Here is a 16,889-nt window from a genome sequence, read left to right as displayed (position 1 = left end):
TACAGTGAGGTTTTTTTATTTTTAAAAGATGAAAATCGAAGACATTTACCAATTATACACCCAACATTTTCTTGTAGACACGGATACTAGAACTATTAGAAAAAATACTATTTTCTTCGCCCTAAAAGGCGATAATTTTAATGGAAATGTATTTGCAGAAGAAGCTTTAAAGCAAGGCGCATCTTATGCCATAATAGATGAAGAAAAATATAATAAACATCCTCATACTATTTTGGTTGATGATGTTTTAGAAACACTACAAGCATTAGCACAATACCACAGACAAGAACTCGCTATTCCTATAATTGGTCTTACAGGTAGTAATGGTAAAACAACGACCAAAGAGTTGATAAACGCCGTATTATCTACAAAATATAAAACGAGTGCCACCAAGGGAAATCTAAACAATCATATTGGAGTACCTCTTACCCTACTCTCCATGACGCCTGAAACAGAAATAGGCATTGTAGAAATGGGCGCAAATCATAAAAAAGAGATTGCATTTCTGTGTACTATTTGTAAACCTGATTTTGGTTATATCACCAATTTCGGAAAAGCACATTTAGAAGGTTTTGGCGGAATTGAAGGAGTTATAACTGCTAAGAGTGAATTATACGCCTATTTAGAAGAACATAATAAGACTGTCTTTATAAACCCACAAGATCCGATACAAGTGGACAAGACAAAGAGCATAGAATCTATTCCGTTTCTAGATGATTTGCAATTTATGGAGGTAAATCCGTTTGTAAAATTAGCTTTAAATTCTAACGAAATACAAAGTAACCTAATCGGGAAATACAATTACACAAACATCGCTGTTGCTTGTACTATTGGAAATCATTTTAAGGTTTCTAATCAAGATATAAAAGCTGGAATAGAAAACTATACCCCAGAAAACAATCGTTCGCAAATCATTAAAAAAACAACGAATACCATTATTTTAGATGCTTATAATGCGAATCCTACAAGCATGAAAGCTGCCTTAGAAAATTTTGAAGATATTAAAGCTGAAAGTAAAACCGTTATTTTGGGTGATATGTTCGAGTTGGGAAAAACGAGCTTAGAAGAACATCAAAATATAGTAAACTTTGTAGAGAGCCTGCACTTTAACAATTGTTTTTTTGTTGGCGCAAATTTTCATCAAACCAAAACAAAGAACTCGTTGTTTAAAACGTTTGAGGACTTATTAAGCCATCTAAAAAACAATCCTCTTAAACATCAATCAATTCTGATTAAGGGTTCAAGAGGAATGCGTTTAGAAAGACTGTTAGATGCTATTAGTTGATATTATTGCCAAAAAAACTTAAGATTGCTTCGATTTGGGAAACAACAATCGAGTCCACAACATTATTCTAAATAATTATAATTTAAAATCAAATGTCTACCATTTCTCGATAAAAATATTTTTATCGGACCTTACTATTATTTGATATTATTTCTATGATATTCTAATAAGTTATCAATAGGTCTCTGTATGACATCAGTAATAACTAAATTGTTTTTTACAGCCATTTCTTCTAAAATATCTCTAAAGTAATGCGCTATAGAACCAATAAAGTAAATTGGTGTTTCTGCAGTTTTGTTGTAAGGTAAAATTCTATATTTAAAAAACTCTTGAAAACCTGCTATAATAATTTCTTTAATATATTTTTCTTCTTTAAAATCGAACATAAACTTTGCAAAAGATGCTAAATACATATTCGGGTTTGGTTCTCTGTATAAGTTTTTCTTAATATAGTCTGGATCAAGATCAAACTCTTCTTTAAATTTCTCAGCAATTTTTACTGGCATATTGTTATAGAAATAATCGATAATCAATTTTTTACCAAAGTAATTACCACTTGCTTCATCCATTAAAATATATCCTAGAGAAGGCACTAACATTTCCATGTTTTTACCATCATAATAACAACTATTAGATCCCGTACCCAAAATACAAACTAAAGCTGGTTCATTACCTGTTGCCGCGTAAACAGCCGCTAACATATCTTCTGAAATAACTATTTTTGCATTCACAAAAATAGATTCTAAAATAGTTTTTAAAATCTGAATAGGCTTAGGAGTACCACAACCCGCTCCATAAAAATGAATCTCTTCTACATCGTCTTTAACATTAATTAATTGAAACATGTTAATGATTCTGTTATAAAGTTCTTCTGCTGGAACTATAGCAGGATTTAAACCAAGTGTCCTTGTTCTAAAAGCCTCTTCCTTATTTTTATTTATAGCAATCCAGTCTGCTTTTGTAGAACCTCCATCTGCAATTAAAATCATAATTATATTGTTTTACTCAAAGATATTACAACTAAAATTGATATACAATAGGAAATCAATATTCAATCGTTTTCGTATTAAATATTTTATTTTGATTGAGTATAACATTTATGAAACACGTTAAATTATTGTAAATTTGTTCTAAAATAATGATATGATCTTTTTTAAAAAGAAAGAAATTCCTTTAATCGATTTTTTTCCAGATGGCTTTATAGATATCCATTCACATTTACTGCCAGGAATTGATGATGGAGCAAAAAATATAGAAACCTCTATAGCATTAATAAATAAGATGCATTCTTATGGTATTAAAAATATCATTACAACACCTCATGTTTTGGGAGATCTTTATCAAAACTCTTCGGATACTATAAAAGACAAACTTAGAGAAGTACAAGAAGAGTTACAAAGAAGAAATATTACAGATGTTTACATACAAGCAGCTGCAGAATACATGATGGATGAACAGTTTTCTGAATTATTAGAAAAGAATGACATTCTTACATTAAAAGACAATTATGTTTTGGTAGAAATGTCTTATTTCAGTGCTCCAATTAATCTTTATGAAATTCTCTTTGAAATACAAGTTAAAGGATACAAACCCGTTTTAGCTCACCCTGAGCGCTATAGTTTTCTTCACAATGACTTTACCCATTATTATAAATTAAAAAAAGCAGGTTGTTTGTTTCAGTTAAATTTATTATCCCTTACAGAGCAATATGGAAAAGGAGTGCAAAAAGTATGTGAAAAAATATTAAAAGAAAATTTATATGATTTTGTTGGTACCGATACACATCATAAGAACCATTTAGAACTTCTAAAAAAGATAGGAACTAAAAAGAATTTAGAAAAAATTAAGCATCTCTTAAGTAACAATAAAAAATTCATATAATAAAAAAGCATCCAATTGGATGCTTTTTTTTGTGAATCTATATATAGATTATTATTAAAATTTTAATTCAGTATGACAAAATCAGACAACTTTTTTAGCTTAAAATTCTTTTATACCAAGGTTTTTTAACGGTTTCTACATAAGCGTTTCCATAACCGTAACCATATCCGTAACCATAGCCATAACCTCTTGTCATGTCTGTGTCATTTAAAACAATAGCCATATTTGGTAACTTCTTTTCATTATACAACGTCTGCGCAACATTTAACATGCGTTTGTCTAAATAATTAGCTCTAGAAACATATAAGAACATATCTGCATACTTAGAGACCAACAAGGTATCTGTTACTAAATTTACAGGTGCAGTATCTACAATAATATAATCATAGTCATTTTTAACCTCTTCAAATAAATCTTTTACCTTAGAATGCAATAATAATTCAGCAGGGTTTGGCGGAATAACACCAGATGCAATAATATCTAATCCTTTAATTTCTGGAATAGAAAACTTGATATCATCTAAAACAATTTTTTCATTTGTAATAAAGTTAGTAATTCCTTTACGTTCTGGAATCCCTAAATATTCTGTAACTTTAGGAGCTCTAAGGTCCAAACCTATTAATAATACCTTTTTATTAGAAAGCGAAAGTGCCGCTGCAAGATTAATAGAGATAAAAGATTTCCCTTCACCACTGGTAGTGGAAGTAATAAAAATTGTTTTGCCTTCATTACCTTCTTTAGTAGGCAACATAAAATCTAAATTGGTTCTTATCAAACGAAAAGCCTCTGCTGTACTTGTTCTTGCATCGTTTCCAATAACAACTTTCTCATTAGTTTCAGAATGTGGTACATCTCCCATAAAAGGCACCGTAGTTAATTCTTCGATATCTTTTCGAGTGTGGATTTTTGTATCTAAAAGGTCTTTAACATAAATAATTATAAAAGGAATTATTAAACCTAGTAATAAGGCACCTAAAAAGATTATTTTCCTTTTTGGAGAAACTGGAATTCCGTTACTATATGCTACATCTATAATTTTAGCATTTGGCACCGTAACCGCCAGAGAGATGGCAGTTTCTTCTTTTTTCTTTAATAAATAAGAATACAAACCAGAAATAATTTCTTGTTCTCTCTCTATATCTATATACCCTCTTTCTAATGCAGGAATGGCAGAAACCTTAGAATTTATTTTATTAGCCTCTCTACTAATTTGAGCATACTGGGTTTCTAAGGAAGTAATTAAATTAGAAATACTATTTCTTAAATTAATTTTTAAAGAATTAATTTCTTTTTGGTATTGTATAATTTGAGGATTCTTATCACCAGCAGTTACACTTAAGCGATTCTTATACACCACTAACTCATTATATGCTTTAATAGAACTTGAAATAGAACCTTCAAAAAAGCCTAAATTTTGTGGTAACGTTTCGTCGCTATTAGACTGATTTTTTATATTACTTAAAACTCCCTCAGCAATATTTAATTGTGTTTTTATATTAATTAACTTTTCGTTATTTAATGATGCTGTTTCCAAAGCTAATTGTCCCTCTGCAGAAAGACCGGTAATATTATTATCTGTTTTAAAATTCTTTACCCGATCTTGAATCGAATTTAAATCTTTCCCAATAGCCGATAAGCGTTCATCAATAAAGGCTTTCGTTTTTTGAGAAACTTCACTCTTATCTTTAATCGCATCAAAATTATATTGCTCAACTAGTTCATTTAAAACATCTTCTGCTTTTTCTTTAATCGGATGTGTTAATGATAAGGATAAAACACTTGAATTTTTATTAACCGTATTAATACTAACAGCAGATTTATAGCTATCTATTACTTTACTTCTTTTTAAGATTCTAATATAAATGTTATTTTCATTTTTAAACTCAAAACTTTCTGTTTTTAGAACTTTAAAATCACCAATACCTGAAGTTATTGTTTCATTAAAGTTGTTCTCTGAAAAAAAATTACCTTCAACATCTTTCAATTGAAATTTATTCTCTGAAATGATATTAATTGTAAAAGTGGTATCTTTTTCAACCTTTGATAAAGATTCATTATTCCTATCAAATTCTATTTTAATAGGGTTTTTAGTATAAACTTCTGTTCTTTTTACTCTCCCTTCTTGAAAATAGAGCGTCGTTAGATTGAGAGTATCTACAACTGCTCCAATAATTTTACGAGACTTTAGAATCTCTATTTCATTATCCGTATTATTGGAAGAGCTTCCACCAACAATTCCCATATCTTTAAAAGCCTCCAATTCTTGTGAGATTCCAGACTTTTGGTTGTCTTTTATCATTATAGAAGTAGATGCACTATATTGAGCTGTACTATATCTTAAATACATGAAAGCTATAATAAGTGAAATAATTCCACCAAGAACAAACCATTTCCAATGAAATAAGTACTTTTCTAACTCCTCACGAATATTTAAAGTTTCACCTTCTTCGTTACCTTTAAAACTCGTATTTTCTTTATGTAATTGCATTTCTTATCTTGTTAAAATAGATACTAAAGTAATAATCAAACTTGTAACGGATATAATTAAGGTTGTATTCGAATTGGAGGAAGCAGATTGGATCCTTGCCTTATTGTGTTCTACATACACCACATCATTTTGTTGTAAATAAAATACGGGAGAAGTCAAGGTTTTATTCGATAAGAGATTTACTCTATATTTTACTTTCTTATTATTTTCTTCTCTAATAACCAATACATTATCTCTTTTTCCAGAAATATTTAAATCTCCAGCCAAACCTATAGCGTCTAAAATACTAACTCTCTCGTTAGGAATCGTAAACGTACCTGGATTTTTGACATCACCATATACGGTTACTTTAAAATTAGCGATTCGAATATTAATGGTTGGATTGGTAACATAATCTGGAGATAACTTTTCTTTTAACAACTCTAAAGCAGCCTCTCTAGATAAACCTCCTAACTTTAATTTACCTAATACAGGAAAATCAATCTCTCCTTTACTATCTATTAAATACGTTTGCTGTTTTGGACTACCTAAAGCTGCTCCTGTGGTAGAACTAAAAGTTACAGCTGGTAAATTAAAAGGTATAGTTGCTTCTATATTGTCTGATGATATCGTTATCTCCAACAAATCATCTGGTTTAAAAATAGTCTCAAATTTATTACTAACCTTACTCTGTTCAATTTCATCAAATTGAAAATAGGCAATATCCTTGTTAGAAACACAAGAAGATGTTATCAATATTAAAAAAAGGATTGTTATTTTAACTTTAATCATTTATGCTTTTTTTTTGCGAAAATACTATTTTATTTTAACTTCTTTAAGCTTAACATCTAATATCTCAAATTCAGAGTTATTAGAAACATACTCAGGAACTAACGTTTTCATTAATGCCACCAATTCACTATTGTTTAGTTTGTCAAAATTAAGAGATAAATCATCAATTTTAATTTTAACAATTGAGTTGTCTAACTTTTGCGTTTTCGCAATCATTATTTTATCATGGTAGGTTTTTGTAGTGTTCTCTCCATCTGCCAATAACTCTTCATATAATTTTTCTCCTGGTCTTAAACCTGTGATTTTTATATCAATATCTTCTGGATATCGTAAACCAGATAAATAAATCATCCTTTTTGCAATTTCAAAAATCTTCACAGATTTCCCCATATCAAAAATGTATATTTCACCACCTTTCCCCATCGTTCCTGCTTCTAAAACCAAGCTACACGCTTCTGGAATGGTCATAAAATATCGTGTAATTTTTTTGTGAGTTACAGTTAAAGGCCCTCCATTTTCAATTTGTCTTTTAAATAATGGAATTACCGACCCATTAGATCCCAAAACATTTCCAAATCTAGTAATGGTAAACTTCGTTTTCTTAGAAATTTTACTTACACAACTTATATATAATTCTGCAATACGTTTAGAAGCTCCCATTACATTGGTTGGGTTCACCGCTTTGTCTGTAGAAACCATTACAAACCTTTCTATGCCATATTCATGGGATAAATCTGCTATGTTTTTTGTTCCTAACACATTTACTTTAATGGCTTCATACGGCGATTTTTCCATTAAAGGAACGTGCTTATATGCAGCTGCATGAAAAACCCTTTGAGGTTTGTATTTTTTAAAGATACGCTCTACTTTAAACCGGTCTCTGACATCAGAAACAATGGCTACAAAATTGGTAATTCCTTTCTGAATTAACTCCTGTTGTAAATCATACAAAGGAGACTCTGCTTGGTCTATAAGTACTATTAATTTACAATTGTATAAACTTAGTTGTCTAGAAATTTCACTTCCTATAGAACCTGCAGCACCAGAAACCAATACCACTTTATTATTCACTTCTCTTTGTACAATCGGATTATCAATAATAATAGGTGCTCTATCTAATAAATCTTCGATCTTAATTTGTCTAATTTGATTGGCGTTTAAATCTCCATCTATCCATTTAGATAAAGGAGGTACTATTTTCACATCAATATCTAGGTTTATAAACTTATCAGTAATTGCTAATAATCGATTTGGCTTGATATTCTGAATCGAAATAATCACTTGATCAACGGAGTGCTTTTCTATAAATTTTTTATTAATAACATTAGAGTTAAAGATCAATACTCTATCAATTTTCTTTCCTATTTTATTTTTATTGTCGTCTATAAAACCGATAACATCATAATTGTTTTGTTTATCCCTATTTAACGCATTTAAAGCAATAATACCAGAGTCACCTGCTCCATAGATTAAAACATTATGAATGGTTTCTATCTCTGTAGATAACACTTCATAAAAGGCTTTAAAGATAAACCTACTTAAAATAAGTACTAAAGTAGTTACTAAATAATGGATAATAATAATGGATTTTGGAATGTAAAAAGAATCGATTACTTTAAAAAAAACATTAAAGGTAACCGCCAAAAGTAATAACAAACAAACTAATGAACTTGCAATAAATACATTAAAAGCATCTCGAACTCCTGTATGCCTGATAATCCCTTTGTAAGAACCTACAGTTAAAAAACTGATGAAAGCAAAACCTAAAACATAAGGTATTTGATTTAATAAATTAGAGATGTTAAAATTAAAGCTTACATTAAAACGTATAAAATAGGCAATAAAAAAAGCGATAAAAACTAAGGATAAGTCTATCAATAAAACTAGCCATTTAGATGCATATTTATTTAAGGTTCGAAGAAAAAAGGTTCTTATCATTTTTTAGTTTTCTAGTTTTTTTTTTACAAATCTACAAAAATTTCTTAATGCATTCTGAGATTCTGATTAAATCATTTTTTAGGAGAGTAGATCCAGATGGAAGGCAGATTCCTTTTTGAAATAAATTTTCTGCAATTTCACCACCATAGTACGGATACTCTTTAAAAACAGGCTGTAAGTGCATCGGTTTCCATAAAAAGCGAATTTCAATGTTGTTTTTCTTAAGTACATCCAGCAGCTTATGCTTTGTAACAGCAACCTCTTCAACTTCTAAAAGAATACAGCTCAGCCAATGATTTGACACAATAGATGCTGAAGGCTCTTTTAAGAAAAATACTCCTGAAAAGTTCTTAAAAGATTCTTTATAAAAATCATTAATTATACGTCTTTTTTTCAGGTATGTTTTCAGCTTTTTAAGTTGAGTAATTCCAATAAGGGCACCTAAAGAATTCATTCTGTAGTTATACCCTATTACTTTGTGTTCATAATGTCTTTCATTTTCCTTAGCTTGTGTGGCATAAAAAAAGGCTTTTTCTTTTTCAATTTCTGTATTGCAAATTAATGCTCCGCCACCTAAAGTAGAAACAATCTTATTATTATTAAAAGAAAGAATTCCAAAATCTCCAAAAGTACCACATTTCTTTCCTTTGTACTCTGCACCCAAAGCTTCGGCAGCATCTTCAATTAAAATGATATTGTATTTACGAGAAATAGCAACTATTTCATCAATTTTTGCTGGCATACCATACAAATGGACAACAACAATTGCCTTTGGTTTTTTCCCTTTTAAGATTCTATCTTTTATAGCGCGCTCTAATTGAATAGGACACATATTCCAAGTATCCTGCTCACTATCGATAAAAATAGGGGTTGCATTTTGGTAAATAATTGGGTTTATAGTAGCAACATAAGTTAACGATTGACATAAAACCTCATCTCCTTTTGCTACACCACTTAAAATTAATGCCAAATGAATGGCAGAAGTTCCAGAATTTACTGCTAAAACACTTTTCTTATAATCATAATACTTTTCTAAAGATTTTTCAAATTCTGCAACAACATCAATATCTATTGATGAAAAAGAAGTTTTTAAATCAATATCTATATGAGACTCAGCTAAAGGAATTTTATGTTGCATTGTTCATTTTTGCTTTTTTAGCAAGCAATCTAAAAAGGAAAATATAAAGTATAATAAAAAGTACAATCACCCCAAAAAATACTATCAATTGAGTTGACAACTCTAATTTATATGTTTTAAGGATGGTAAAATTTACAACTAACTGAAGTACAGCATATCCTATAGAAACTTTTAAATGTGACATTTTAGATACATCAACCAATTTTTGATACACATGGTGCCTATGAGGATCTAAAACACTTTCCTTCGTATAGACAATTCTATATAGCATTGTAAGAGCTGTATCTACTCCATACACTAAAATTAACAATAAAAATATTGGAGATTGTAATTTTAAAACAAATAAAAATCCGATAAAAAAGAGCAACATCCCTATGGCGATACTCCCAATATCTCCAGCAAAAAAAAGTGCTTTTTTTCTGAAATTATAAAAACCAAAAACCAGAAGAGACAAACCAGAAAATACAATTAAATCTGTATGAACGATGGCCTCATTTAAGTTGATAAAATACATACCAGATAATACAGCCAAACTATACATGCCTGTAATGCCGTTAATACCGTCCATAAAATTGAACATATTAATTACTGCAACCCCCAACACTAAACAAAGTACTGAATAATACAATGGAAAAACAGGGAACGCTGCTTGAAATAATATTAAGGATATAGCAATTATTTGAAAAGGAAACCGAACTCTTGAACTTAACGTGTAGATGTCATCTAAAAAACTAACAAAAGCAATTAAAAACAATCCTAAAACAAAAAAGGGATATTGAAAATCATTCAAAAAGAAGAATAATAAAATTGCAATCGGAAAAATAATTCCCCCTCCACGTATTGTTACTTTCGTATGCGAACTTCTTTCATTGGGTTTGTCTACAATATTAAATTTATTAGCCAACTTTAAATACACAAAAGAGGCTACAATTAATATACATAAAACGATTAAATTCTTCTCCATAAACTTAAAATGATGCTATTGTTTTTTTGATTCCTTCTTCTACTGATAAAGGTAATTCTTTTTGAAGTGTTTTTTTGATCTTTACATTAGATACTTCGTAATTTTCTGTCAATTTCTGTACCCTTTCAGAGTTAACAGGTAATGGCAATACATCTCCTACTTTTGCTAAAACCTCTACAAAAAACTTTGGAATATTTAAAACCTTAGCAGGTTTCTCTATGACATCCCCTATAATTTTAACCAAAGCTGTTGTAGATAAAGAAGTGTCATCAGCCACATTATAAATACCAGATGGTGCACTTGTATTCTCTATCAATTCATTAATTATAAAACATAAATTTTCTACAGAAACAAAAGATCTTGCATTTTCATATTTACCAAAAGGATACGGAATTCCTTTAGAGACAAAAGTGTACAGTAAATTTAAATTTCCTTTATTATTAGGACCATGAATCATACAAGGTCTTAAAATATACACTCTTTTGTTGTCAGGAATTTCTTGTGCTAAAATATATGTTTCTGCGGCTAATTTAGATTTTCCATACACCGTAACTGGGTTTGGCTTTAATTCTTCGGTTAAAAGACCTTCTACTTCGTCTGCAGCAGCTTTTACAGAACTCATGTATATAAATACCTCACAATCACTTTGTAAAAATTGATTGAAAAGTGTTTTAGTCAATTCTGTGTTTACCTCAAAATATTCTTTGTCTTCAGATGTTTTTTTTAAATCGTGGGCTTTCCCTGCTAAATGAATAAAACTCTTAGCTCGGTTAAGTTGCTCTAAACTTAAAGTTTCATAACTAAGCTCTTCGTTCTTTGGTGTTCTAGATACACCAACAGTTTCTTTTTTCTGTCTCTTAAAATAGTCTATCAAATTAAGCCCAACAAAACCTTTATTTCCTGTAATGATATGTAAGTTACTGTTCATCAATTACTTTTTATTTAAAAACCCTATTATTTTCCAGAAACCTCTTAACTGTACTTTTAAATAACTAAATTTTATATTGTTTCTAGTCAATGCTTTTTTAATTTCTTTTGAAATTAATTGATAACTACTAAAACCAGAACTACTTACACCCCCAATTAACATAGATGTCGTTGTAATATCAGAAAATTTCCAAGTGATCTTATGTTGTAAGAAAAATCGAGTAATTAATTCATAATCTGCACCAATCGTAAAATCTAAATGGTAAAGCCCATATTTTTTAAACAAATCTCTTTTAAAAAATATCGCTGGATGCGCTGGCATAAAACCAATTTTTAGCTTCTCTGGGTTCCAGTTTTTAGCAGAATATTTTCTTACTGTTTTTCCTTCTTCATTAAATTGTAAAATATTACCTACAGAAGCATCTATTTCTTTATTTTCTAGATGAAAATTTGCTATATTTTCTAACACATGGTCATCTGTAAAAATATCATCAGAATTTAAAATACCTACTAAATCTCCAGTAGCCATTTTAATTCCTTTGTTCATGGCATCATACAAACCTTTGTCTGGTTCAGAAACCGATTGAGATACTAATTCTTTATATTTTTGTACAATATCTAATGTAGTGTCTTTAGAACCTCCATCTACAACAATATATTCTATATTATTATAAGTTTGACTTTGTACAGATTTAAAAGTCTTTTCAATTGTTTTAGCACTATTGTAACAGACTGTAATTATAGATATTTTCATCTACCCTATTTTAGTAATATCGTAACCGTAAGTATCCTTAAAGTACTTTATTAATTCATTTTTATCTTTTCCTGCAGCTTTATACGCTTCATAGATTTTAGCATCTACTAAAAAACGATACCATCCACATTGTAATGCATTCCATATAAAACCTCTTTTACCCTCTAAAAAACCACCCTGAAGAATATACCTTATAAACCAAAAAATTATTGGCCGAACAAACAACGGAAGGTTTAAATATTTTTTCTTAAACCATCTTCTTCTTTCTTCTGCTGAACCAAAAAGGTTTGCATTAACTACGTCTGAGTTTGTAAAATTATAAATTTTATCTAAAATATCTATAGCTTCTCTAGTTGCGTAACTATTATGCTTCTGTGTCCACCAAGTTAAATTGTTTAAATTATTATCAATTAAATCACCTTCTAGAGTTGTGGTATCTCCATTAGATAACTTCATTCGTTCATCCATCCAACGTTGTTCGCATAGTGCTTTACCGTGTCTCCACAGCTTTAAATGCCAAATTGGATACATACCTGCTTTCTTAAGAGGTTTATTAAAGAAATACATTAATCTTTTAACTCTTACACCGGTTATATCTTCTTTTAAAGTAGGTAACTCATTTTTAATACTACTTGCTAATTCATCAGAAATATATTCATCTGCATCTACTCGTATTACCCAATCTGTATTTATTTCTCCATTTTCTATTCCCCAATTTAATTGAACTGCATGGTTTACAAATGGGTTCTGATAAAATCTTGCTCCAAATTCTTTAGCAATATTTTCTGTTTCATCATTTGAAAAAGAATCTATAATTACAATCTCGTCACAAATATCTTTTAATGATTCTAAACATCTTTTAAGATGCATTTCTTCATTATAAGTAAGTACTAAAGCTGTTAGTGATGTTTTTTTATCAATCATTATCTAAAACTCTTTTTTTAATAAATTTGGCTGGGTTACCACCTACCACAGTCCATGCTTCTACATCTTTAAAAACAGCCGCTTTTGCACCAACAACTGCACCTTCATTTACAGTAACTCCCATACCAATAAAAGAATCTGCAGCGACCCAAGATCTATCTTTAAGAATAATGGGACTAACAATTAATGGGTTTTCCTTTTTTGTTATATCATGAGAAGCACTGCACAAATGTGCTCTTTGAGAAATAGCTACTTTATTACCAATAATTATTTTACCTGGGTTGTAACAAAAAGAATCAAAGCCAAAAGCTACAAAATCTCCCATCTCTAAATTCCAAGGTGCCCAAATTTTAACGGAGGCCGTTATTTTACATCCTTTGCCAATCTTTGCACCAAACATTCTTAACAAAAAAATCCTCCATCCATTAAAAAAAGGTAAACCAAAAGGACGAAACATAAACAACCAAACAAACCACCATAAAAGCCGTGCTATTTTATTCTTAACACCTAGTTGATTTTTATATTTTTCGTACTTCATTTTATTCTGAAATTGAATCAGTTAAGAATTTTAAAGAATTGTTTCTATTTTTTTCTAATTTAACATTTACATCCGCAAAGTTAATAGACATTAAATCATCGTCAGAAACTTTATCTTCTATAAAAAGTATTCTATCTTTAATACCTAAGTCTGCTAATAAATCTATTTGTCTAGAATTGTTTGTTTTATTTTTCTTTAAAATAGTAAAAAATGGAATATTAAAATTAACAGAAAAACAGGTACCATGAAATGATGTTGTTAAAACAAAACTTGCTTTAGCAAACAAACCTAAATATTCTCTTGGTCCAGCATCAATTATATTAATAACGTTTTCTGATTTATCTTCAACAAACGCATTTTTACAAATTCTAACTATTTGAAGATTATGTTTCTTTGCTATTTGATTAGCTAAATTAGAAATATAATCAGAATCTGTTAAAACATACATTAATAAATAGGGTTTCTTAATATCTGTAGAAACTTCAAATTCGCTCCACTCACTTTTATTTAATAAAAAAGTTGGGTCTAACACCCATGTTGCTTCTTTAGAAGAGATACTTTTTACAATTTCTACACCCGTTTTTTCTCTAGTCCCAATTTTATCTAAATTACCAAGTAAAGAAGCGTACTTTTCTTGATGAATTAACGGTATTGAATTAACCCCAAAACTAGAAGCATAAGAAACCTTTAGTTTATCTTTTGGTGCAAATGTTAAAAAATAAGGTTCTATATTAATATTCGTATTAGGGTTCCAAACCTGGTCGCTTCCCACAACATAAATATCGTAATCAAACTTTGTATTATACAATTTATCTATTGTATTAATCTCATTTGTTTGTTTAGTATATAACTTATGAAATTCTGCAAACTTATTATCTCTTAACTTTTTTTGTTTTAAATATGGTAATGATTTAACTGTTTTAAAATATGGATAAACAAATTCTTTTACTCTTTGTTTTAACGATAATTGAATAAAAGGTTGAGACTTTTTTGTAGGTTTAAATTTAGGGTTTTTATAAAACAAGTAATTAATTAACTCTGCATTATAACCTAATTTATTTAATTTATGTTGTAATGCAAAAGCTTGTAATTCTGCTCCATAATTATTTACATGTACAATAGTAATTATTCCAATTTTCTTCATATTTTTTATATCAATTTTAATGAATTCTTATTAAACTATCTACATCATACCTTTTAGAATAAGGTACTTTAAATTCATCTGGTGTGTAACCGCAAGACATCATTACTACAAATACCTCATTAGAAGGTATGTTACACAGTTTTCTTAATGCTTTTTCTTTTGCTGGTGATAAGTTACAGTTTAATGGGCAAGTAGCAATTTTTAATGAATGTAGCGATAATAACAAATTCATTGCAAAAATACCTCCATCTACATAAGGGCCTGTTCTTTCATAAACACCATGCCAATAAGACAAATCTGAAGTAAGAATTATTAATTTATCTGCTAAATGACCGAAACCTCTATTTCCTCCTTGAATTTCTAAGACTTGCTTAATTAAATTTTTATCAGAATAAACATTAGTTCTAATTGTTTGTCTATTACAAGATGAAGGGCAGTGCTTTGCTAAATCTACCGCTTTTTTTAATTCTTCTACAGGGATAACTTTGTCTGAATAATTTCTAACACTTAACCTAGATTTTGAAAACAACTCAAAACGTTCATCTATGTTTTTATAATATTCATCTCTTGTAAAGTACTTTTGTTGAGATGGTGTAGCTTTAGCTAATAAAGCTTCTACTTTATAAATACGATCTAAAAGGTCTTTATCTAAAGTAAAATCTACTTTTTCATGAAAAACTCTATACTCTGTAATAACATTTATAGCATGAATAAGTTGAACATCTTTATTATCGTATTTAGAAACATAAGTTTCGCAATATTTAATAAGTTGTAAAACTCTATCCTTACCAAAACCTAACCTTGTTTCAGACATCGTTAGCCCTTTTTCTACGACATGATAATCTGCTATAATCTTACTTATTAGTTTAGTGCTTCCGTTATCATTAACTATAGAAGAGTACTTTACAAATTTAATATACGCCTTAAAATAGGCTATTAAAACACCAATATATAAACCAAATGGTAAATATTTTTTAATAAACTTTTTCATTATCTTACAATTATTATTTTATTTTATTAATAATTTTTTTTTGATTTACAGGGTTAAAAACTTCGTCTATAACCTTGTAACAATTATTCCTTACAACTTCTCTATCTTTATTATCATTAAACCAAGATAAAACAGCTTCTACTAAACTATTGGTATCATTATATTCAAATAATTTTCCGTTTACTCCATCAATAATAGATTCAAATTCTGGCATTTGATAATTAGCATTATTGTGAGATATAACTGGAGTCCCGTATGTTAGAGAATGAATAGCTGTTAAACCTATTTCTCCTGGAGAGACACAACAATCACTACTTGCAATTAAACTATAAATTTCAAATTCATCATAAGAAGGACCATAAAATTTAATTTGATCATCTAAACCTTTATCTAATGTTATTAGTTCTAAATTCTTTTTTTCTTGGCCATCACCCACAAAAACAAGGTTGAAATTTTGTCCTTTTTTATTTAAAATATCAATTAATTCTAATAAAACTGTTAATTTTTTTTGTTTTGTTAATCTACCTATAAATATTAATTGTGGTCTTTTATAATTAGTTCCAAATATTTTTTTCTTTAAAGTAATAAAATCATCTACGTTTAATTTATCTCTATTTATAATTTGTTTTTTATAATTTAAAGAATTATAAATAACAGTTAATTTTTCTTTTGGAAACCCTTTATTAATCATATTCTTCTTAGCTCCATTTCCATAAAGAATTATACCATCAAAAAGTTTATAAAAATTTAGATAAAATTTAGATTTAAAACTATCTTCATCTTTTAACAGCCCATGTGTCCAATTATAACATTTTTTTCCTTTTAATTTTAATATGAAAAAAGAAATTAAAATAGTTATCCAAAAAGGAGATGAATGAAATATGTAACTATCAAAATCATTTTTTAAAATATAAGCTATCATTTTCTTGTGGAAAATAAAGTTTTTCACCTTATAAGAAGGTGCATTAAAGAATTTTTCATTCCCTTTAAAATCATAAGGTTTAATAGAAGTCCCCATCATATTATCATCTCCAATAAAAAAATATTCATTTTCTTTATCTTCTAATAATTCTTCAATTATTCCATTTCTATAATGTGGAAAGCCTGGGTATATAACTAAAATTTTCTTCATTTATGTAATCCTAA

General features: G+C 28.8%; 15 protein-coding genes. 2 read left to right on the top strand and 13 right to left on the bottom strand.

The window, feature by feature from the left end:
• Nucleotides 1-28 precede the first annotated feature (28 nt).
• Nucleotides 29-1,285 (top strand): UDP-N-acetylmuramoyl-tripeptide--D-alanyl-D-alanine ligase, encoded by a 1,257-nt coding sequence (murF, locus tag H0I28_RS00310; protein ID WP_218760019.1) that lies wholly within the window; start codon nt 29-31, stop codon nt 1,283-1,285.
• A 137-nt stretch (nt 1,286-1,422) separates the two neighbouring features.
• Here murF and H0I28_RS00305 read toward each other — a convergent pair whose 3' ends face one another.
• Nucleotides 1,423-2,274, bottom strand: coding sequence for an N-acetylglucosamine kinase (locus H0I28_RS00305; protein WP_218760018.1), 852 nt, complete (start codon nt 2,272-2,274; stop codon nt 1,423-1,425).
• A gap of 154 nt (nt 2,275-2,428) precedes the next feature.
• On the opposite strand from H0I28_RS00305, the gene H0I28_RS00300 reads away from it, so the two are divergent.
• Nucleotides 2,429-3,166 carry a tyrosine-protein phosphatase gene (locus H0I28_RS00300; RefSeq protein ID WP_218760017.1) on the top strand — a complete coding sequence of 246 codons (738 nt, stop codon included), beginning with the start codon at nt 2,429-2,431 and terminating at the stop codon, nt 3,164-3,166.
• Nucleotides 3,167-3,260: 94 nt separating this feature from the next.
• Here H0I28_RS00300 and H0I28_RS00295 read toward each other — a convergent pair whose 3' ends face one another.
• The 12 genes from H0I28_RS00295 to H0I28_RS00240 are packed head-to-tail and all read right to left on the bottom strand — an operon-like array spanning nt 3,261 to nt 16,875.
• Nucleotides 3,261-5,654 carry a polysaccharide biosynthesis tyrosine autokinase gene (locus H0I28_RS00295; protein WP_218760016.1) on the bottom strand — a complete coding sequence of 798 codons (2,394 nt, stop codon included), beginning with the start codon at nt 5,652-5,654 and terminating at the stop codon, nt 3,261-3,263.
• A 3-nt stretch (nt 5,655-5,657) separates the two neighbouring features.
• Nucleotides 5,658-6,425 carry a polysaccharide biosynthesis/export family protein gene (locus tag H0I28_RS00290; RefSeq protein WP_218760015.1) on the bottom strand — a complete coding sequence of 256 codons (768 nt, stop codon included), beginning with the start codon at nt 6,423-6,425 and terminating at the stop codon, nt 5,658-5,660.
• 24 nt (nt 6,426-6,449) lie between these two features.
• On the bottom strand, nt 6,450-8,363 hold the full coding sequence (locus H0I28_RS00285) for a nucleoside-diphosphate sugar epimerase/dehydratase (RefSeq protein ID WP_218760013.1): 1,914 nt from the start codon (nt 8,361-8,363) through the stop codon (nt 6,450-6,452).
• A gap of 31 nt (nt 8,364-8,394) precedes the next feature.
• The gene (locus H0I28_RS00280; protein WP_218760011.1) at nt 8,395-9,501 is read right to left on the bottom strand and encodes an aminotransferase class I/II-fold pyridoxal phosphate-dependent enzyme; all 1,107 of its coding nucleotides are present in this window, start codon (nt 9,499-9,501) and stop codon (nt 8,395-8,397) included.
• On the bottom strand, nt 9,491-10,465 hold the full coding sequence (locus H0I28_RS00275) for a glycosyltransferase family 4 protein (protein WP_218760009.1): 975 nt from the start codon (nt 10,463-10,465) through the stop codon (nt 9,491-9,493). The genes H0I28_RS00280 and H0I28_RS00275 overlap by 11 nt, the downstream gene beginning before the upstream one ends.
• A gap of 4 nt (nt 10,466-10,469) precedes the next feature.
• Nucleotides 10,470-11,393: an NAD-dependent epimerase/dehydratase family protein gene (locus tag H0I28_RS00270; protein ID WP_218760007.1), complete on the bottom strand. Its 924-nt coding sequence runs from the start codon at nt 11,391-11,393 to the stop codon at nt 10,470-10,472.
• A 3-nt stretch (nt 11,394-11,396) separates the two neighbouring features.
• Nucleotides 11,397-12,146, bottom strand: coding sequence for a glycosyltransferase family 2 protein (locus H0I28_RS00265; protein ID WP_218760005.1), 750 nt, complete (start codon nt 12,144-12,146; stop codon nt 11,397-11,399).
• On the bottom strand, nt 12,147-13,070 hold the full coding sequence (locus H0I28_RS00260) for a glycosyltransferase family 2 protein (protein ID WP_218760003.1): 924 nt from the start codon (nt 13,068-13,070) through the stop codon (nt 12,147-12,149).
• Nucleotides 13,063-13,608: a putative colanic acid biosynthesis acetyltransferase gene (locus tag H0I28_RS00255; protein WP_218760001.1), complete on the bottom strand. Its 546-nt coding sequence runs from the start codon at nt 13,606-13,608 to the stop codon at nt 13,063-13,065. Before H0I28_RS00255 ends, H0I28_RS00260 begins: the two co-directional genes overlap by 8 nt.
• A 1-nt stretch (nt 13,609) precedes the next feature.
• On the bottom strand, nt 13,610-14,752 hold the full coding sequence (locus tag H0I28_RS00250) for a polysaccharide pyruvyl transferase family protein (protein ID WP_218760000.1): 1,143 nt from the start codon (nt 14,750-14,752) through the stop codon (nt 13,610-13,612).
• A 16-nt stretch (nt 14,753-14,768) separates the two neighbouring features.
• Nucleotides 14,769-15,743, bottom strand: a complete 975-nt coding sequence (locus tag H0I28_RS00245; protein ID WP_218759998.1) for a nitroreductase family protein — start codon at nt 15,741-15,743, stop codon at nt 14,769-14,771.
• Between the two features lie 13 nt (nt 15,744-15,756).
• Complete coding sequence (locus tag H0I28_RS00240) at nt 15,757-16,875, bottom strand: glycosyltransferase (RefSeq protein WP_218759996.1); 1,119 nt, start codon at nt 16,873-16,875, stop codon at nt 15,757-15,759.
• Between the last annotated feature and the right edge of the window lie 14 nt (nt 16,876-16,889).

The sequence above is a fragment of the Polaribacter sp. AHE13PA genome, from assembly GCF_019278505.1.
Taxonomy (GTDB): Bacteria; Bacteroidota; Bacteroidia; order Flavobacteriales; family Flavobacteriaceae; genus Polaribacter.
This window is presented reverse-complemented; position numbering and strand designations above follow the sequence as displayed.